Genomic DNA, 14,939 nt, shown 5'->3' with positions numbered 1-14,939 from the left:
ACTCCTCACTTAAACGTTGACTGTTACATTATGATTCAATACTTCGGCGATGTGCATAATACGAATGCGTTTACCGTCGCGGTTAAACTTGCCACCGATGTTCATCAGGCAGCCCATATCGGCACTGATTAAAATTTCGGCACCGGTATTAACGATGTCTTCAACTTTTTCAGTCACCATCTGCTCTGAAATGTCAGGCATTTTAACCGAGAAGGTACCACCGAATCCACAGCAGTTTTCGATATGTTCGAGTGGAATCATTTCGAGGTCTTTAACTTCTGCTAACAATTGATAAGGCGCCTTTTTTTCACCGAGCAATCGTGTCATATGGCACGAACGATGATAGGTTGCCTTACCGCTTAATTGCGCACCAACATCCGTTATCCCTAAGACATTCACAATAAACTGTGTAAATTCATAGGTTTTGTCATGGAGCTCGGCAGCAATGTCGCGGTACTCAGGGTCATCTTCGAAAATTTCTTTATATTCTTTTAGCATCGCCACACATGAACCCGATGGTCCGACGACATAGGTCGCGTTATTAAACGCTTTCATTTGATTGATCATTGAAGCGCGACTATCCTTATGATAGCCACTGTTGTACGTTGGTTGGCCGCAACAAATTTGCGAACCAGGTAGCTCTGTTTCACAGCCAAAGCGTTCTAACACTTCAACCATTGCCTTACCTACTTCGGGGAACATCATGTCTACTAAACATGTCGAAAAAATGGTCACTTTCACTAGCATAGCCTTCTTTCAGTTTATTATCACTATTTTGTAAGAACTACTCCTATAGTATAACTTTTATAAGTCATAATATCTATTATCAAAAGGCTAAACGGTTAGATAAAATAAAAAAACGCAGTCATTTGACTACGTTTCGCCTTATTTAACTATTTTTTTGTTATTAATGGGACTTTTTGAACTTCAACGAGCTGAATCGCATGATTTGATGTGCTAACCACCTTAAAGCGATACCCCGCTTCTTCAATAACAGTCCCTTCAATCGCAGCAAAATTAGTGTATAGCACCCATCCACCCATGGTATGGACAAAATGATTGGCCAAATTGGTGCCCAGACGCTCGTCAACGTCAATTAACAATTCGTCACCGGGAATCATATAATGATTGGGTGCAATTACCCGTACCTTGCCCGACTCATTGACCTCATCTAAATCACCAACAATCACTTCGAGGATGTCTTCAATCGTAATGATGCCACTCGTACCACCGTATTCATCGGTTACAACTGCAAAATTTTGGTGTCCTTGTCGCATTTGGTGCAACACTTCTTGCAAGTTATTGCCTTCAAATACTTTCATTTCGGGAATCATTAACGAATCGACGGTACGCTCAAAGATATTTTTGTCATTTGCCATTTGCGAGATGATAGTTTTTGCATGTAAAAGACCAACAACTTCATCTTTGTCGTTGTTTTCAACGACTAAATAATTATCAAACGGATGATCGGCAAACATTTCAATCAACTCATTGATGGTTTGATCGACGTTAATGGCCTGCACTTCAGTTCTTGGTACCATCACTTCTTGCACATGGATGTCATCCAGTTTAAAGATATTTTGCACATACTCATATTCCATTGGATTAACGATTCCTTGACGATAGCTGTCATTTAAAATGATTTTCAACTCTGTTGGTGTCACACCATTGTTGAGGGGGACGTCACGTTTGACACCAAATAAGCGTGTAATCAGATTAGCCGATTCATTGAGTAACCAGTTGAACGGATACATCGCATAGTACCAAGCAATAAGCGGTCGCGCAACAATTAATGCCACCTTATCGGCCGCTTGAATTGATAATGTTTTCGGTGCTAATTCTCCGACCACGACATTGATGTATGTAATCGCCAAAAAGGAAATTACGACAGCAACTGGTCCTTGTAAGGCTGGTGTTAACGGTAACACATTGAATAGCGGTTGCAACCAATGATGCATTGTTGCTTCACCAATCCACCCAAGGGCTAGGGCCGCGAGTGTGTTTCCGAGCTGACAGGCAGCTAAGTAATCATTCATTCGTGATGTAATCACACGCACGTATTTGGCCTTTTTATTGCCAGATTCTTCTAATTCTCTTACTTTTGTCGGTTTAAGCGCTACGATGGCAAACTCGGAGGCCACAAAAAAACCGGTGATGATGATTAATACAATAACTGCGAGCGAATTCACAACGTCCATCTTCTATCTCCTCTATGTTTACGACTGTTAGACATCTTAGTTAAACAGTTCGTGAAGGTAGCGGTAGACACCATCTTCTTCATTCGTATAAGGGTTGATAGCCGTTGCCAGTGCTTTGATTTCTGGCACCGCATTTTGCATCGCCACTGATTGACCAGCTAACTCGAACATCGGCACATCATTGTAACTGTCACCAAATACTAAAATGTTTTCTGGTTTTAGTTTAAAATGATTGAGCACGTATCGAATGCCTGATGCTTTCGAAATGTTTTCGACAATCAATTCGATGTTATTTGCCGATGATGAAAAATTAGCAAAGGGTTGTACTTTGGCCAGAGCACTTAAGTTCTTATTGAAGGCGATAATTTCAGCTGGATCACCATGATAAAAATAGATTTTAGCGATGTCTTCATGTGTACCGACTGGAATCCAATCGACGACGCCCGCTTCCATCGCGTTTTCGCGTGATAAAAATTCACCATCTTCTACGCTGGCAGGTTGTCCACCGGCAATATGTTGACGAATCCACTGTTCATCTGCTTGATAAATACGACGTTTGCCCGAAATCGGATTTAATTCGTAGTACATTTCAACTTCACGGGCACGTTCAACTAATTCTGTGACCAATTCTGCTGTTAAGGCATTTTTTTCAACGAGTTTACCTTCTAGGTAAACGGCCATTCCGTTTGTCGTTACCATTCCAGTGGGTTCAAACGGCACTGAAAAGGCACCTTTCATTTCTTCGATTGTACGTCCTGTACACACAAAAATGAGGTACCCCCGTGCTTTTAATTCCATTAAATAGTTTAATGAACGCTCGCTTGCTTTGTTTTCACTATTTAATAATGTCCCATCTAAATCGGTAAAAATAACCTTCACTTTTTCTATACTCATTACTAATCACCTTTCATCATTTAATTGCTATTACTATAGAATACCATAAATTTTTATTTATGCATGTTAAGAGTTTATTAATTGTTCACCTGCTCCTTTTTGAAAACAAAAAAAGAGTAGCGACAAAGATCGTCGCTACTGTGTGAGACTGAAGTTAAAAAGATATGTTTCTAACCGGTTGTTTTCACTTTCATTTCTCCAGTTCCATCAACCAGAACTTAGGAAATTTCACTCCCTCATCTGTCGACGGTAAATAATCGACACATTCGGTAGTTCCAATTTCTACAGTTCTAACCTGTTGTTTTCACTTTCATTTCACTTTAATGGTTTCTTCCATAGTCCCATAATGATAGCGGCAACGACTGAACCGATTGCCACTGCAAGAACGAATAACCACGGGTGATTAGCCAAGGCAGCTAAAATGAAACCACCGTGTGGTGCTGGGAAGTTAATCGCCCACAATTGTGTTAAACCACCTGCAATGGCAGCACCGATGACACTTGAGACGATGATACGAATTGGATCGGCTGCTGCAAAGGGAATCGCACCTTCGGTAATAAAGGTTGCCCCTAACACATAGTTCGAAATACCAGCATTGCGTTCTTCGGCTGTGAATTTATTTTTAAAGAAGGTCGATGCTAAGGCCGTTGCGAATGGTGGAACCATCCCACCAGCCATAACAGCTGCCATCATTAAACCATTTGTATTACCGCTCGTTGTAAAGACACCTATTGAAAAAGCATAGGCTACTTTATTAAAGGGCCCCCCCATATCAATCGCCATCATCCCACCAAGAACAACACCTAAAATAATCGCATTACCAGTTCCCATTGAGTTTAAGCCTGTTGTTAAAATATCATTTAACCAACCAAAGACAGGGTCAAACACATAAAACATCACAGCACCCGTTAATAACAGGCCAAAAATCGGATAAAGTAACATCGGTTTAATACCAGCTAAAATCTTAGGTAGCTGAGCAAATACTTTACGTAAGCCTAAAACGATGTAACCGGCTAGGAAACCGGCAGCTAATGCCCCTAAGAAACCAGCATTCGCGTGTACAGCCATCAAACCACCAACCATACCAGGCATTAACCCTGGTCTATCCGCAATACTCATGGCAATAAAGCCAGCTAAAATTGGCATTAAGAACAGAAAGGCACCTTTTTCTCCGCCTGAAATGGTTGACAGTAATTTGTAAATCGTATTGTCGGTACCAAAGTTATTTTCAAAGATGAATGAGAGTGCCAGTAAAATCCCACCACCAATGACAAATGGCAGCATGTGTGAAATCCCATTCATTAAGTCTTTATAAATACGACTCCCAATTGACTCGTCATTTTCTTTCGAGTTGTTCGACTCAGTTGAGCCGCTGCCATGAAAAATCGGGGCATCACCAACTGAAGCACGTGTTACGAGTTCTTCTGACTTACGAAAGCCATCGGTGACAGGTCGTTTCAAGAGTGGTTTCCCGTCAAAACGATCCATCTCTACTTTTTTATCGGCCGCAATAATGACACCATCGGCGCGAGCAATTTCCGCGGCAGTCAAAACATTTTTAGCCCCTTCAGACCCATTTGTTTCAACCCGAATTCCAATCCCGAGTTCAGCACCTTTTTTAAGCAAGGCATCTTCAGACATATATGTATGGGCAATCCCATTCGGGCAGGCTGTTACGGCCACAACAAACTTTGTTGACGACGTCGTTGGTACACCTTCATCTGTTGCAGCTGTTTCCGCTTGTTTGGCATCAAACAAAGCAATTACTTCTGCTGGTGTCGTTGTCGCTTTAAGTTGTGCCATGAAGTCAGCATCAATTAACAACCGCGATAAGGCAGCAATTGTTTGGAGATGGACATCCGCCCCATCAGCTGGTGCAGCAATCATAAAGAACAGCTCAGCTGGCGCACCATCTAACGACTCAAACTCAATGCCGCTTTCACTTTTACCAAACACAACGGTCGGTTGTGTCACCGCGCTCGTTTTTGCGTGTGGCATTGCTACCCCTTCACCAATCCCAGTACTTGATTGCGCTTCGCGTTCGAGCAGTTTCGCTTTAAACAACTCTAAATCAGCGAGACGACCCGCATCATTTAAACGACCCGCCAATTCATTAAGCGCTTCGATTTTTGTAGAGGCGGTCATGTTCATGACCATCACCTCTGGTAACAATAATTCAGAAATTTTCATTGTGTGCACCCCTTATTTTTTAGTTACATTTACGGTTGGTACTAAGTTAGCGATTTCAGCCGCTGTTGCAATATCATATGAAAAGGCAGTTGCGCTCCCTGTGGCAACACCTGTTTGAAACGCTGTTAATAAATCACCGGTTTGAACAAAAGCTCCGATAAAGCCCCCAATCATTGAATCACCCGCGCCGACTGAATTTTTAACCGTGCCTGTTGGTACGTTACTTTCGAACACACCTTCAGCCGTTATTAAAATCGCGCCGGCGCCAGCCATTGAAACCAACACATTTTGGGCGCCCAATCTCCGCAGTTTTTGTCCGTATGTAATAATGTCGTCCTTTGTCTCTAAACTCACGTGAAACAAATCAGCCAATTCATGATGATTAGGCTTCACTAATAAAGGCTTTTGAGCCAACGCCCGTTCCAATGGATCACCGGTTGTATCAATCACAAATTGGGCACCGGCCTGCTTCACTTTGGCGATGATTTTATCATAAAAATCACGTCCGAGTGCTGGCGGAATGCTGCCTGATAAAATGACGATGTCGGCTGCTTGCAATTCATCAAACTGTGCCAATAACTGCTTAGCTTCTGCGGGTGTAATAGCAGGGCCCTGTGCGTTGATTTCGGTCTCAGCAGTTGCCTTTAGCTTCACATTAATGCGGGTATCGGCTGCAATCTGAATGAAATTATTCGGAATCTTAAAGTCATTCAAACAGTTTTTAATGAATTCACCGGTAAAGCCTCCTAAAAAACCAAGTGCTTGGTTAGCGACGGTTAGTTCATTCAAAATGCGTGACACATTAATGCCTTTTCCACCTGGTAATTTCAAATCGTTATGCATGCGGTTTACTTCACCGACGGTTAAGTCGTTTACTTCGACAATGTAATCAATTGCCGGATTTAAAGTCACTGTATAAATCATCTTTATCCCTCGATTATCGTTGTTTTTTGCGAAATGCGTGTACGCTCGTCTGATTCGAGCTGATTAGTTATGAGTGTCGCATCACTCAGTTGACAAATTTTAGCAAAGTAACTGCGCCCGCTTTTACTACTATCGGCTAACACATAAGTAACATTGGCGAGTGTGCTGCTTAAGCGTTTAATCTGGGCCTCGTCGGGATCGGGTGTCGTATAGCCTTTTGCGCTATCAAACCCGTTGGCACCGATAAAAGCACGATCAAAATGATAGTTTTTGATTGTTTCTGATGCAATCGCTCCGACCGCCGCTAACGTGCTCAATTTCACCTTGCCACCAATCGTATAAGTGGTCAATTGTTGTTGTGCTAATGCGACTGAATGTGGCAAACCATTCGTGACAACGGTTACATTTGGTGCCGTAATAAACGGAATCATCGCTAAGGTGGTTGAGCCTGCATCGATGTAGATGCATTCGTCGGCTTGAATTAAGGCAGCCGCTGCTTTGGCAATTGCTTGTTTTTGTTGTACGTGTTGCGTTGTTTTTTCTGACATCGCCGGTTCTTTTTCAGCGACATAAAAACGGGTCGCGCCCCCATGAATACGTTTCAGTAATTGCTGTTCTTCGAGTTCGCTTAAATCGCGACGAATCGTTGACTCTGATGCCCCGATTAAGGTGACGAGTTGATTTAATTTAACAATACCTTGCTGTTCAATTAGAGTTGTTATGCGTTGGTGTCGTTCGGCAGTTAACATGTCATCCCTCCATTTGTTTTTATTATAGCATGCAAACGGTCAAAAGCAAGCGTTTTCTTTCAAAAACATTCAAATTCTGTCATTTTCGCGAAAACGGTTCCATCAGTGCTAGGACAACGACTTTTTCATTGCGTCGTGACACTTGACGTATTTATTTCTGTAACCCATATGAATAAAAGCCATCTATTAGAATTTTCTCTAATAGATGGCTTTTATTCAAAGTCTTTTTTCTCTACTTTATCTGAGTCTGCCAAAACAGATTCAGAATAAGCTTCTTGGTAAACTATCCATCCTTCTGAACTCATTTGTGACGATTCGTTAGCAATGAGTGCTTCAGCTAATTTACATTCAGAAATATTCATTCTTATCACCCTCCAAAATAAAGCTATTCACTTTTTTAAACACGTGATATAATTAATTATCTGATTAGTCAAATAATTAAAGTCGGAAAACACACTTTTTTTGGGAGGCTATTTACTGAATGATAAATATTATTAATATGCAATCGCCGATAGTAAAATTAAGCTAGACAAATAAAAAAGTCATTTGTGCGACACTCAAAATAGTTCCGACCAAAGAATTATTAGGAGTGTAGACAAATGACCTATAAACATCTCTACACCAAATGTACTTGTAATGATAGAAGCCTATTTCCAAACGAAACAATCTGTTTTAACCGGATTGAAGAGACTAGGATGTTCAAGACAAACGATTTATAATGTCTACAATTTTTTTAAGAAAGGTTCCTCAGCCAGTGATTATTATCAAAAATACAAAGAAAATAAAACATATTGTGGCAGACGACCTATCATTTTAAGTACGGATCAACAAACTTACATTCAGAAAATGACAGCTAAAGGCTGGACACCTGATGTGATTATTGGTCGTGCTGAGATACCTATCTCATGTTCTGTTAGAACGCTCTATCGCCTATTTAAAGCGAACGACTTCGATATCACAAAGCTACCAATGAAAGGTAAACGTAAGCCAAACGGACACAACGAACGTCGCGGTCTAAACGAAAATTCTAATGGCATTTTGCGTCGAAATGGCTTGCCAAAAAAGATGGACTTTAACCAAGTTGACCAAAACTTCATTTCAGCTGTTGCTTCAAAAAGAAATCACATCCCAAGAAAATCATTAAACTACCGGACACCATTGGAAGTGTTTTTGAGTTACGTAAATGAAGAACAATTGTCCAACTTAATTTGACAAATCATATGAATTTGATTTTATTTGGATTAGGTATTTCAATAATGATAATTTTTTCTTTTTTCAAAATCTGGAATATACCCTTCACAAATATCTTTTATATGAGTGGACTGAATTGTTTTATTCTATCTTAGAATTGTCTTCCCACAAATCACTCACCCCTGTTCGAAGGCAAATTTCAAAACCGTTACAACTTAAAGAAGCTAAAAAAAAGTGGGTTCTCAATACCACATACAATTATTACAAATTCAAAAAAAGATTTAGACCTCTTCTTTCGTGATTTCAAAACGAATTTTTTCGCAAAAGCACTAAAACATCATTCTATATATGGAAGCGATGGAGCATTATTGGATTTTTATGGTAGAACATTCAATACCTTAGATGACGTAAAACAAGAAAACATCAAAGCAGCTCCTGTTATCTATCAAGAGCTTCTCCCTAAAAATAAGAGTGTTGAATATCGTATAAATGTATTTGGTGATAAAATTTCTAGTCTCAAATATAGTAATGTACAGAGTGATGATTGGCACTTTGAAGATATTAGAGGTATTAAAATGCTCGAGTACAAATTACCAATAGACTTAAAGATTGGAACAGTCGACTTAATTTTTTATCAAAATACTTGGTATTTTTTAGAAATTAACTTAGCTGGAGACTGGCGGTGGCTTGAACATGCAGCAAGTACTGATTTTTCAAAAGATGTATTGTCTATATTAAATAACTAAAAAGAAAACAAACAGCTATTGTCAGTGAAAATAGCTGTTTGTTTTCTTTTTAGTTCGTATGTTCAAGCAACCACTGACTCACGAGTGTTTCAATCGCAGCAAATTGTTCAAAGAAACCATGGTCAGCCCCTTCAAACACCACCAATTTTGAACCCGACGGCAGTGTTAAACGTTCACTGTTTTGTTTAAGCACTGCTTCTTCTGCCTCAGTGCCATGAATAATCAAGACTGGGACGGTGACCGCCTGCCATAATTGTTGTTGGTCAACCGTTTCAAAATCATTAATCATCGCAGCACTGACGCACATTTGATCGCGCCAGTCATCATTTGCTAGGCGCTCATAATAATACCCTTTTTGAGCCAAGCATTCGGTTTGCTCAGGTTGTAATTGCGAGATGGCAGCAAATGGAACGGGACCTGTCACTGGCCCCGTTAAAATGACTGTTTCAACGTCCTCATCGAGGCAATGTAATGAGACAAGTCCACCTAAGCTATGAGCGTATAACACAAGTTTTTGATAGCCCTGGGACCGTAACACGGCTTTAGCTACTTCTAAATCGCTAATTAACGACTGCAATGAAATCGGCATATCGACTGATTCCCCACAGCCACCAAAATCAAAACTTAGTACCGGGTAACCAATGGTATTAAAACGCTGTGCAATTTTATCGAACCGACCACTTGAGCGTTTGTTTGATAAAAAACCATGAACGAGAATCACTGCCGTCTGACGCTGACCCGCATAGAAACAACCGATGAGTGGTTGCTTCTTCGCATTTTCAAAGGTGATTTTTTTCATCACTTACCTCCTTCTATTCGCATAAAAGCTCACTTTTTTATTTTGTGAGGCAAATAAACCAAAGGCGACAATCACAAAAATAGTCGCAATTAAGACGTAAACGGTCGTGAGCCATGAGCCTGTTACATCATGAAGCAGGCCAAAGAAGGTTGGACCCATCGCGGCGAATAAATAACCGACAGCCTGAGACATGCCTGATAGATCAGACGCTTCACGTACGGTCTCTGTTTTCAAGTTATAAAACATCATTGATAGGCCAAAGGTTAAACCACCAGCGATGCCAAGAGCGATGGCAGCGAGCCAAATAAAGCGGAAATCAGCCGTAGCTAACGTGTAAAGCAGCCCACCAAAACCGATGAAAAAGGTTGCCCCACCAACGAGCACGAGACTGCGTTGGTTTTTCAAACGATCCGATAACAGCGCCACACCAAACGAGGCTGGCAACTGCGCCATTTGGACGGTGAACAAGACCCATCCTGCTGTTGTTGGTGACATACCGGTATTGCTGAGCATCGTCGGTAACCAAGCCACCATACTATAAAACGACAACGATTGAATTCCAAAGAAAATCGTCACGGCCCAAGCAATCGGGTTGCACCACATGTTCACTTTGGTGACTGTCGGCTGTGTGTGTAAACTCGAAGCGACACTTTCTCGAGGTTGTTTGCGCAGTTGCGGCATCCAGAGAATGATGGCGACGAAGGCAATGACTGCCCAAATGCCAGTAGTCGCACGCCAACCAATGCCTAAACCACTTGATAGTGGGACACTTGTACCACTCGCTATCGCTGCCGTCATGTTCATAAACAGCGTATAAAGACCGGTCATATAACCGATGCGTAACGGAAAATCCATCTTAATTAACGCGGGTAGCAAGACGTTGGCAAACGCAATGGCCAACCCAACAAAAAAGGTCCCCACTAAAAAGAGCGTCGTTCCTCCAAGTAAGCGCGCCACGCTCGCTAAGAATAAAAAAAGCACGGCTGAAAATAGCACATTTTTCATCCCGAACCGGTTGCCAATTCGCGAAATAAATGGTGAAATAGCTGCGAAGGCTAATACGGGTAAGGTCGTAATTAAACCTGCTACCGTGGCAGACATGTTTAAATCAAGCTTAATTTCATTCGTTAATGGTCCTAATAAGGTAATCGGTGCCCGTAAATTCATCGCCAAAATAAATATGGCAAACAGCAATAAATACGACTTTGGTTGACGCTTAATTGACTGTCTCATCGACACCCGCCCAATCGGCTAGTGACTCCACAATATACGTTGGTTGCGCTGCTACCGCTGCTAAATCCTCACGTTGTGTATAACCTGTTAATGTTAAGAGCGTATCAATGCCATAATTAATACCGACCAAAATATCGGTTAAGTAATTATCACCGACCATTACAACCTCTTCTTTTGAGAGCTGTAAACGGTCTAATGCCAAGGCCATTAAGGTCGGATACGGTTTGCCGATAAAAATCGGTTCCTGCGCTGTTGCCGTTGCCACAAAGGCTGTTAATGCTCCATTTCCCGGCATTAAACCACCTTCGAGTGGTACTGCTTTATCGGGATTAGTCGAAATAAAGACGGCTCCTGCGGCAATCGCCTGCGTTGCATGCGCAAGTTCTTGATAAGTCACGGCCGGATCTAGTCCAATCACAACCGCATCAGGTTGTGCCAACGTTTGTTCATAGCCAGCGGCGGCGAGCTCATCGGTCAAGCCTGATTGCCCAATCGCATAGACTTGCTTGCCAATGTTGTGTGTTTGCAAGTAATGCACCGTTGCTTGTGATGATGTCACAATATCAGTTGCCAACGCGGGCACGTTCATCGCTTGTAAGCGTTGTGCGACCTGTTCTGGCGAACGGGTTGAATTGTTGGTAACAAAAAGATAAGGGATTTTCAAAGAAGCCAATCGTTGGATAAACGCAACCGCTGCTGGAATCGGTTGTTGTCCATGATAGATGGTACCATCTAAATCAAATAAGTAAGCTTTATATTGTTTCATTTGTTACCGCCTCGCCTTCTTGATTAACGCTTGACGTTGGTATTACTGTTTCTGTCACTGGTTCGGTTACTTCTGCTGGAATTGTTGGCTCTGCCGGTGCCATCGACATCGGTAATTTCTTCAACACAAAGTGAGCACAGCCAAAGTTACAATACTCATATAAGTAATCGTTCAATGTACTAATTCGGGCATCAAAGTTCGCCTTTTTATTGTTATCCTCAAAAAAACCTTTAAGACGTAGTTTTTCGTAACCCCAATCACCAACAATGTAATCATATTTTTTTAATACTTCACTGTATCGTTCTAAAAACATTTCTTCTTGAAAGCCTTCACGATAGTCGCGCACGACTTCGTAAGGTTGACCATTAATCATTAACATCGTAGTCCCTCGTTTCATTGGTTAATTTCTGTTCGACTAAATTACGAATAAACAAGTCACTTTCTAACGAAAACGACAGCTCTCTTATCACACGAAATAACGGTGAAAAAATGAAGGTATCCGTTGTGACTATCTTATATATTTTATCACGTTTGAGTGGTTTATTATCCCACAAAACGAAATCATTTGTGTCATAACTAATACGTGGCAACAACACTTGTCCAAATATTTGGCCACGAAAACCATATCCTTTCAGTGGATGATCACGTAAGTCGGTTGCTTTTTCACGAATTTGGCGGGCCAAGAACAGCAGTTGATTCCCTGTTAAATGTAACATAAACGGATTCAATGGATGTGGTAAACATTGGTGCATGTCAAAACGCGTTACACGTCCTTGTGGTAGTGCGGTTAAATAGATGCCCGCATTCACTAAGAAACTATCTGCACCAGTTGCCTCACAGACAATTTCATTCACATATTGCGAGAGTGGGCTCTCTTCATACCAGCTATATGACAATGGCGCATCTAAAATGGCGACCGTTTGATTGAGCAACTGTTTTCCTTCGTTGAAAAAAGCTTCCGTTTGCAAATGATCAGCTGGGCTTGCCGCTAACGTCGCGACTAGATGAACCTGCGCTTCTTTGTGAATAACCGTTCGGCCAACGATATTAAGCGTCACCTCGCCAATGTATTCACCGTAGCGACCACAGGCTCCCAACAATACTCCATTAATAAGCTTACCCGCTTGTAAGAGATGATGGGTGTGTGATCCTAAAATCACAGTCAGTTGCGGAAACTGTTCAGCCAGTTGTTCATCAACCGGCAAACCAAGATGCGACATGAGAACAATCGCACTCACATCCGACGGTAACTGTGGTAGAACAGCCTCTAATGCCACGAAGGGATCGGTTGTTTCCCACTGTAACAGCTCATAAAATTGGGCAAAAATAACCGTTAAGGCGATCACTGCAACTTTTTCAGTACCACGTTCATAAATAACAAATGGTTGAAAGGTTCCTAAGTCATCGGTCAGATTGGCGCAAATAACGTCGCCACTGAAAGTTGCATATAATTTTTGCAACGCTCCTTTCGTCAAGGTGGTGCCTTCATTATTGCCAATTGTGACGGCATCATACGGGATGGTATTAAGTAACCTCACGTTTGCCTGGCCTGCTGTCGCATCTGTTAGTGGGTGCACACGATCAATAAAATCACCAATATCAAAAAACAGCGCTGGGCTTGCTTCCTTTTTTTTAGCCGTTAGAAACCGATGGATTTTAGGCCAGTTTTCCAAATGACTATGAATGTCATTCGTATGATAGAGTTTCAATTCCATAACCGTCGCCTCTTCTCCGTTAAATTTCAATACTCTTACATTATAGCAAAAAAGTAGTCCGACACGAGGCAATCTGCTAGGCTTTTCGTTACAGTTGCTTTATTAAGATTAAAATGAGATGAGAAAGCTCTCATTGTTCTCAAAAAGAATATTGTTTTATTTTAATTTAAGCCTATAATTAGCAATGTTCCTAATCGCGGATTGATGCGTTGTTTTAATGACCATCGCTATCACGCATCGAACCAAACTAATACATTATCTAACTACAACGACTTAATGAATACATAGTCGCACCCTCTCCACCAACTAATCTCGTAAGGAGGCGCTTATTATGACGCCACAACATTCATCAATCTTTTTAAGATTCTTAATCCAATTAACTATTTTTATTTGCATTAGTGTCATCGGTTTTTATCTAAGTGATTGGCTCATTACAGCCCTCATTACTACTGCTCACTGGATAACATTGGCTCGCCTCATTGCTGGCTGCCTCATTTTCACCTTTGCGTTAGGCTTTAATCAGCGCTTATGCTATAGCACGCTTAAACGTCAACGCTCAAAAATAAAAGCGGAGTCAGCTCGTTAGAACTGTCGAAATTGGAACTACCGATTTGCCGATTATTTACCGTCGGCAAGTGAGGGAGTGAAATTTCCTCAGTTCTGGCTGAAACAGCTGGAAAAATAAAAGCGGAGAATATACCTTAAATAAAAAAACGCCCTTCGGCGTTTTTTTTATTTGAGGTATATTTGCTTAAAATCGTTAATGTCGTTCTCTGAGAAACCAATCACTTCATGTAAATAGTCTGTCGTTGAACCATAGTTATCATCAATTGTTTGGAGCGCATTTAAAATATAATGACCATTTACTTCTAGTCCTCGTTTAATCGCTTGATAAACTGCTGGTTCTAGTGGCATACTCGCGCTTATTTCAGCTAACTTCCGTTTGTTTTCTTCCGCACGACCAGGGTTACTCAATAAATAATCACGTAAAATCGTCTTGTTATCGACTGCCAACGTTTTTAAAATTAACGCTGCGCCAAACCCAGTCCGATCTTTACCTGCCGCACAATGCCAATAAGTCGCTGAATCAGGTGTTGCTAATAAGCCTTGCATAAATTGACGGTAACCCGCTTGTGCTGTTTCTTCTATCACTAAGCGACGGTTAATTTCCATCAAAAAGGCATTTGAAGTTGGTGCCTTCGAAACTTCAGCGATTATATCAGCAAGGCTCGCACCATGTCCTAAATCGGACATGACCGCGATGTTCGTATCCACTACGCCTTCAATTCGTTGATTGGGTAGTTCTGCAATTTCGGCTAATGTTCTAAAATCAATCACTTGACGAATATTTAATTCATCATATATTTTGGCTTTATCTGCCGCTGTAATATCGTTTAAGGCTGCTCCACGGATCAGGCGATTCGATTTCGTTACGCGATTTTCAGTGGTCACATAATTACCTAAATCCCTCACGTTAACCGCACCTTCAAGTTTAATAAACGGATTGTGCAAATTCATCTTCATCTTCATTTTG

The 14,939-nt window shown here is 41.3% G+C and carries 14 protein-coding genes and 2 pseudogenes; 3 read left to right on the top strand and 13 right to left on the bottom strand.

Annotation, left to right across the window (positions count from 1 at the left end):
* Nucleotides 1-9: 9 nt before the first annotated feature.
* The 7 genes from ACJYYY_RS02710 to ACJYYY_RS02680 all read right to left on the bottom strand — a co-directional run bounded on the left by ACJYYY_RS02710 (nt 10) and on the right by ACJYYY_RS02680 (nt 7,317).
* A complete protein-coding gene (locus ACJYYY_RS02710; RefSeq protein ID WP_035314507.1) occupies nt 10-741 on the bottom strand; it encodes a (Fe-S)-binding protein in 732 nt (243 codons plus the stop codon).
* A gap of 152 nt (nt 742-893) precedes the next feature.
* Entirely contained in the window at nt 894-2,198 is a 1,305-nt protein-coding gene (locus tag ACJYYY_RS02705) for a hemolysin family protein (RefSeq protein WP_035314509.1), read from the bottom strand.
* 36 nt (nt 2,199-2,234) lie between these two features.
* A complete protein-coding gene (locus ACJYYY_RS02700; protein ID WP_035314510.1) occupies nt 2,235-3,092 on the bottom strand; it encodes an HAD family hydrolase in 858 nt (285 codons plus the stop codon).
* Between the two features lie 315 nt (nt 3,093-3,407).
* The gene (locus ACJYYY_RS02695) at nt 3,408-5,282 is read right to left on the bottom strand and encodes a fructose-specific PTS transporter subunit EIIC (protein WP_035314512.1); all 1,875 of its coding nucleotides are present in this window, start codon (nt 5,280-5,282) and stop codon (nt 3,408-3,410) included.
* A gap of 12 nt (nt 5,283-5,294) precedes the next feature.
* Nucleotides 5,295-6,206, bottom strand: a complete 912-nt coding sequence (gene pfkB, locus ACJYYY_RS02690) for a 1-phosphofructokinase (RefSeq protein WP_035314513.1) — start codon at nt 6,204-6,206, stop codon at nt 5,295-5,297.
* Nucleotides 6,207-6,208: 2 nt separating this feature from the next.
* A complete protein-coding gene (locus ACJYYY_RS02685; RefSeq protein WP_035314515.1) occupies nt 6,209-6,955 on the bottom strand; it encodes a DeoR/GlpR family DNA-binding transcription regulator in 747 nt (248 codons plus the stop codon).
* A gap of 212 nt (nt 6,956-7,167) precedes the next feature.
* Entirely contained in the window at nt 7,168-7,317 is a 150-nt protein-coding gene (locus ACJYYY_RS02680) for a hypothetical protein (RefSeq protein ID WP_408869079.1), read from the bottom strand.
* A 237-nt stretch (nt 7,318-7,554) separates the two neighbouring features.
* Between ACJYYY_RS02680 and ACJYYY_RS02675 the strand changes: the two are divergent.
* Both ACJYYY_RS02675 and ACJYYY_RS02670 read left to right on the top strand, forming a co-directional pair.
* A pseudogene (locus ACJYYY_RS02675) lies at nt 7,555-8,167 on the top strand (transposase).
* 347 nt (nt 8,168-8,514) lie between these two features.
* Nucleotides 8,515-8,892: a hypothetical protein gene (locus ACJYYY_RS02670; RefSeq protein WP_035315643.1), complete on the top strand. Its 378-nt coding sequence runs from the start codon at nt 8,515-8,517 to the stop codon at nt 8,890-8,892.
* Between the two features lie 49 nt (nt 8,893-8,941).
* Here ACJYYY_RS02670 and ACJYYY_RS02665 read toward each other — a convergent pair whose 3' ends face one another.
* The 5 genes and pseudogenes from ACJYYY_RS02665 to ACJYYY_RS02645 form a co-directional block, all read right to left on the bottom strand.
* On the bottom strand, nt 8,942-9,691 hold the full coding sequence (locus ACJYYY_RS02665; RefSeq protein WP_035315642.1) for an alpha/beta fold hydrolase: 750 nt from the start codon (nt 9,689-9,691) through the stop codon (nt 8,942-8,944).
* 3 nt (nt 9,692-9,694) lie between these two features.
* On the bottom strand, nt 9,695-10,924 hold the full coding sequence (locus tag ACJYYY_RS02660) for a CynX/NimT family MFS transporter (protein WP_408869078.1): 1,230 nt from the start codon (nt 10,922-10,924) through the stop codon (nt 9,695-9,697).
* On the bottom strand, nt 10,908-11,690 hold the full coding sequence (locus ACJYYY_RS02655) for a TIGR01457 family HAD-type hydrolase (RefSeq protein WP_035315641.1): 783 nt from the start codon (nt 11,688-11,690) through the stop codon (nt 10,908-10,910). The genes ACJYYY_RS02660 and ACJYYY_RS02655 overlap by 17 nt, the downstream gene beginning before the upstream one ends.
* Before the next feature lie 112 nt (nt 11,691-11,802).
* Nucleotides 11,803-12,087, bottom strand: a pseudogene (locus ACJYYY_RS02650) (YutD family protein); the annotation flags it as partial.
* Complete coding sequence (locus ACJYYY_RS02645; protein ID WP_408869077.1) at nt 12,056-13,405, bottom strand: bifunctional metallophosphatase/5'-nucleotidase; 1,350 nt, start codon at nt 13,403-13,405, stop codon at nt 12,056-12,058. The gene ACJYYY_RS02645 and the pseudogene ACJYYY_RS02650, both read right to left, overlap by 32 nt.
* Nucleotides 13,406-13,736: 331 nt before the next feature.
* Between ACJYYY_RS02645 and ACJYYY_RS02640 the strand changes: the two genes are divergently transcribed.
* Nucleotides 13,737-13,991 carry a hypothetical protein gene (locus tag ACJYYY_RS02640; RefSeq protein ID WP_035315640.1) on the top strand — a complete coding sequence of 85 codons (255 nt, stop codon included), beginning with the start codon at nt 13,737-13,739 and terminating at the stop codon, nt 13,989-13,991.
* A 146-nt stretch (nt 13,992-14,137) separates the two neighbouring features.
* On the opposite strand, the gene ACJYYY_RS02635 is transcribed toward ACJYYY_RS02640, so the two are convergent.
* On the bottom strand, nt 14,138-14,935 hold the full coding sequence (locus tag ACJYYY_RS02635) for a tyrosine-protein phosphatase (RefSeq protein WP_035315639.1): 798 nt from the start codon (nt 14,933-14,935) through the stop codon (nt 14,138-14,140).
* Between the last annotated feature and the right edge of the window lie 4 nt (nt 14,936-14,939).

The organism is Brochothrix campestris (assembly GCF_046058945.1).
Lineage (GTDB): Bacteria > Bacillota > Bacilli > Lactobacillales > Listeriaceae > Brochothrix > Brochothrix campestris.
Note: the sequence above shows the minus strand (reverse complement) of the source record. Positions and strands in the feature narration are given on the sequence as shown.

What these genes read in the sequence shown, in the direction of transcription:
- ACJYYY_RS02640 (WP_035315640.1), top strand. Translation starts at nt 13,737, where the DNA reads ATGACGCCACAACATTCATCAATCTTTTTAAGATTCTTAATCCAATTA.
- ACJYYY_RS02660 (WP_408869078.1), bottom strand. Translation starts at nt 10,924, where the DNA reads ATGAGACAGTCAATTAAGCGTCAACCAAAGTCGTATTTATTGCTGTTT.
- ACJYYY_RS02680 (WP_408869079.1), bottom strand. Translation starts at nt 7,317, where the DNA reads ATGAATATTTCTGAATGTAAATTAGCTGAAGCACTCATTGCTAACGAA.
- ACJYYY_RS02705 (WP_035314509.1), bottom strand. Translation starts at nt 2,198, where the DNA reads ATGGACGTTGTGAATTCGCTCGCAGTTATTGTATTAATCATCATCACC.
- ACJYYY_RS02635 (WP_035315639.1), bottom strand. Translation starts at nt 14,935, where the DNA reads ATGAAGATGAAGATGAATTTGCACAATCCGTTTATTAAACTTGAAGGT.
- ACJYYY_RS02700 (WP_035314510.1), bottom strand. Translation starts at nt 3,092, where the DNA reads ATGAGTATAGAAAAAGTGAAGGTTATTTTTACCGATTTAGATGGGACA.
- ACJYYY_RS02685 (WP_035314515.1), bottom strand. Translation starts at nt 6,955, where the DNA reads ATGTTAACTGCCGAACGACACCAACGCATAACAACTCTAATTGAACAG.
- ACJYYY_RS02645 (WP_408869077.1), bottom strand. Translation starts at nt 13,405, where the DNA reads ATGGAATTGAAACTCTATCATACGAATGACATTCATAGTCATTTGGAA.
- ACJYYY_RS02665 (WP_035315642.1), bottom strand. Translation starts at nt 9,691, where the DNA reads ATGAAAAAAATCACCTTTGAAAATGCGAAGAAGCAACCACTCATCGGT.
- pfkB (WP_035314513.1), bottom strand. Translation starts at nt 6,206, where the DNA reads ATGATTTATACAGTGACTTTAAATCCGGCAATTGATTACATTGTCGAA.
- ACJYYY_RS02655 (WP_035315641.1), bottom strand. Translation starts at nt 11,690, where the DNA reads ATGAAACAATATAAAGCTTACTTATTTGATTTAGATGGTACCATCTAT.
- ACJYYY_RS02695 (WP_035314512.1), bottom strand. Translation starts at nt 5,282, where the DNA reads ATGAAAATTTCTGAATTATTGTTACCAGAGGTGATGGTCATGAACATG.